Consider the following 4,112-nt stretch of genomic DNA (forward strand, 5'->3'; position numbering starts at 1 on the left):
AGCCGATACCCCAGAAAAAACAATGCCGCTCACCTTAAGTGAACGGCATTAGAGCTTAACGCTCGCTTTTAACTGTTTGTTTTATCGTTTAAAGCAGCTCGACCGACTGCTTGGCGATCACGTATTCTTCATTGGTTGGGATCACCATGGCCACGGCGCCAAGTAACTCGGATTTGGCGATAATGCCAGATTGGCCAAAGCGAGCGGCTTGGTTTGCTACTGCGTCTTCCACAAAACCAAGCAGCTTAAGGTTTTTAATGATTTCGCTGCGAATCGGAAGCGCATTTTCGCCAATGCCGACGGTAAAGACTCGAATACTCGCCTATCACAGAATATGCTACTAAGTTAGCATCTCATTTTCATATTTAGTGGTAAATTGCTGACAATATTGGAAAAGAATCATATTGATAGGAACCAGAATGGCGGAAATGAACTGGATACGATATTGGCGGAACTCTCTTGCTGATGCAGAGGGTGGTAAAGGTGCTTTAACGAAGAAAGATCTCAGTACTTATCATAAAACGCCTCTTACTAACTTTTCTAATGGGCTATTCGAACCAAACAACGCCATCTTGAATCGACTCTTTTCTAATGAGAATGTTAAAACGCGGGTTGTTAAAGCACACTATCGACCAGTAACCTATTTAGTTAAAAAAGAACATGGGCAGGACTATCGTGGGAGGATGCCACAGGTGTTATGTCCCATAATCTGCCCTATTTGGGTTACACGCGATGGTTTATTTTTCTCGGCAGGCACGCCTTATATTCCCAGAGACGTACTCTCCCCACAAGCTGACGACAAGTTTACGGTTGCAGAAATGTCTAAATTCGATGATTTTCTGACTCTGCATGACATTTCAACCTATTCAGATGAAGAGATAGACTCTGCTATAAAATCTAAGGATGCGATTGAGGATCAAGAAAGTAGCTGGAAACGGTACTACAAATTCGCGCAAGACCTATTTAAAAACGTTTGTTCGAAGGAAAAAATTGACGAGCTTTATGCACTTTCCGGCAGTGGATTCATTGCTAAAGTAGATGAAATCAGAGGCGCATCTACTCATATCCTTCGTCTTTATGACAAACTATCAGAAGTTAAGTGTTCACTACCGCTTTTTCAGTCTTATGCCACTCAATCCACACTAAATCATAAAACGTGCATTGAGCCTACTGAGACAATCAATCAACGCCTTGGTCATTCGAACCCTCAATTCCCTTTGGCTGTTGCCCAACGAGACGCACTTTCTCATGCTCTGGCTATGTCAGACTCAGATATATTAGCAGTCAATGGACCACCTGGTACAGGTAAAACGACATTTGTTCTATCTGTTGTGGCATCGCTATGGATAGAATCTGCCTTAAAAGAGGAAGAGCCACCTATAATCATCGCTGCCTCGACAAATAACCAAGCGGTAACCAATGTCATTGATGCGTTTGGAAAAGATTTCGATGAGGGCGATGACGAACTCAGTGGCCGTTGGTTACCGGATGTGTCAAGCTATGGTGGATATTTCCCATCTGCGAAGAAAGAAGATGAAGCATCCCAAAAATATCAAACTCGTGGTTTTTACTCCAAGCTAGAAAATCAGGAATATCTCGAACGAGCCCAATCGCACTTTTTACAAAAAGCTCAGAGTTCTTTCAAAACACACCTGTTTGAATGCGTCTCTGATGTAAAACAGCATCTACTCAAACAATTAAACACGTGCAGTGAAAAACTTGACGAGATTCAGGCTTGCTGGACTAAATATTCTAAACAAAAGATTGTTATGCAAGCATTGCTTGGCGATGAACCAGAAAAAACTCTGAAACAGTTAGACAAAAAAATTAAGTATGCCCAAACATCACACTCCGAGATAAACCAAAGCTTAATTAGGTGGCGTAATTACTTAGCAGAAGAGCCGATTTGGCTTTTAATATTTAGTTGGCTCCCTTTCGTCCTGACTAAACGTGAAGTTCAACGAAAAAACTTCATCGCTACCTCATTGTGTAGTCAAGCACACGACTTAGCGGGAGTTCCTGGGGATCTGGAACGCGTGTTAGAGAAAGAGCTTTGTAAGCAGAAAGAGCAAATCCGGCAACTAAGCAGCACTTATGAACAGTATGTTCGATGTGACCAAGAGTTTAAAAACGCTGAATCCAACTGGGTTTTAAGTACACGAGAGTTGTTATCGGATCAATCGACACCCCCTTCTTTTGATGATATTGACCCACTCCTCGATACAAGTATACGCTTTAGAATGTTTAGACTGGCCGTTCATTACTGGGAGGCTCGCTGGCTTCTTGCATGTGAAGAACAAGGAGAGAATTTAGAAGCCCTTGCTAGTAAAACAGGTCTTAAAGTTGTACTCCCCCGCTGGAGAAGGAGAATGATGTTAACACCTTGCATTGTATCGACTTTCCATTCCTTACCTTCACACATGACTTATCAAGCATTTGCGGGGGAAAATGAGTTCAAGACCGAGTACTTAACCAATACGGTAGATTTATTGATAGTAGACGAAGCTGGTCAGGTTTCACCTGAAGTAGCAGGAGCATCCTTCGCGTTAGCCAAAAAAGCACTGGTTATTGGGGATATCTATCAGATAGAACCTGTAAGACAGTTAAATGCCTGCATTGATATTGGTAATCTCTCGCAGTCGAGAATAATCTCAGATAGTAGTGACTATGCATCGATTCAGGCTTCAGGAAGAAGTGTAGTAACTGGCAGTGCCATGCATATTGCTCAGCACGCTAGTCAATACCACTACAAAAAAGAGGCCGAACCGGGAATGTTCTTACAAGAGCATCGCCGCTGCTACGATGAACTCATTTCTTATTGCAATGAACTTTGCTACAACGGACTGCTACTAGCCAAAAGGGGAAAAGCAAACACTAATGACCCATACCCTCCTTTCGGATATCTTCATATCGATGGTCTGGCAGAGTTATTTGATGGTAGCCGAGGGAATAAACTCGAAGCAGAGACTGTCGCTTCTTGGTTAGCCAGCAACCGCCATCAAATCGAAGCTCATTTTGGTCAAGCGCTAGAAAAGGCCGTCGGTGTGGTGACTCCTTTTGCTGCGCAGGTTGACGCTATTTCTCAGGCCTGTCAGAAATTCGATATTAAAGTGGGCAAAGGCGAAGGAGAGCTCACCGTCGGTACGGTTCACTCATTGCAAGGTGCTGAGCGCAAGCTTGTTATTTTCTCTCAGGTATACACAAAGCATAGCAACGGCGGATTTATTGACATGGATGCCACTATGCTCAATGTTGCGGTATCCCGAGCTAAAGATAGCTTTTTAGTCTTTGGTGATATGGATGTGATTGCGGGAGCTCATAAGTCAAAGCCCAGAGGACTGCTGTCCAAATATTTGTTTAACTCAGAGTCAAATGAATTAAGTTTCAATATGGGTAAAAGGCCTGACTTGCTGCAAACCTGTGGGCAGCCTAAGTTATTAAACAATGCAAATGAACATGATGCATTGGTTATTCAAATTCTTGATAATGCGGAGAAAAAAGTCGATATCGTATCTCCTTGGCTTATCTATGAGAAATTAGAAACAACAGGTATCCTCGGTAAGTTACAAACCACTATAAGTCGTGGCGTGACAGTAAACATATATACTGATAAGCACTTCAATACTACTATTGCCAATCGCCCAGATATACAGAAACAAAAAGCGTTCGAAAAAGCCTGTGAAACATTGAAAGAACAAGGGATCACTGTAAACGTTATTGATGGGATTCATAGCAAAATCATCTTTGCTGATGATAAATACATGACGGTCGGGTCATTCAATTGGTTTAGTGCTGCAAGAGAGGGAAGATATGCCAATGTTGAAACGTCCATATTCTATGCTGGTGATTTAGCAAAAGAGACAAAAACCAATATCGACTTTTTCAACAGTAGAACTTTTAAAAGGTATGTTGGATGCACCGCCGCTTCAAACGCTTCGTGTCAACTTGAAACAGATGTCTGTTAGCACTTAAAGCTTTTACATCGATTGGGCTTAGATGACAAACCTTATTCGGAAAAAGCCATGGTTTTCTCCATGATAAACAAAAAAAGCGAGCCTAACGCTCTAATGCCGATCAGTTAAACATTAATCGGCAGATCAATTGAATGATCC

1 protein-coding gene and 1 pseudogene are annotated in these 4,112 nt (G+C 42.2%); one reads left to right on the forward strand and one right to left on the reverse strand.

The annotated features are described in order from the left end of the window. Positions 1–88: 88 nt before the first annotated feature. Positions 89–310 (reverse strand): annotated as a pseudogene (locus AAFM34_RS20470) (acetate kinase); the annotation flags it as partial. Between the two features lie 109 nt (positions 311–419). On the opposite strand from AAFM34_RS20470, the gene AAFM34_RS20475 reads away from it, so the two are divergent. After that, entirely contained in the window at positions 420–3,965 is a 3,546-nt protein-coding gene (locus AAFM34_RS20475; RefSeq protein ID WP_341666050.1) for an AAA domain-containing protein, read from the forward strand. Positions 3,966–4,112: the final 147 nt, after the last annotated feature.

Origin of the sequence: Vibrio sp., from assembly GCF_038138445.1 — a bacterium.
Classification (GTDB): Bacteria; Pseudomonadota; Gammaproteobacteria; order Enterobacterales; family Vibrionaceae; genus Vibrio.

Bases quoted from the DNA above. Each gene is read 5' to 3' on its own strand.
- AAFM34_RS20475 (WP_341666050.1), top strand. From the start codon at position 420: ATGGCGGAAATGAACTGGATACGATATTGGCGGAACTCTCTTGCTGAT.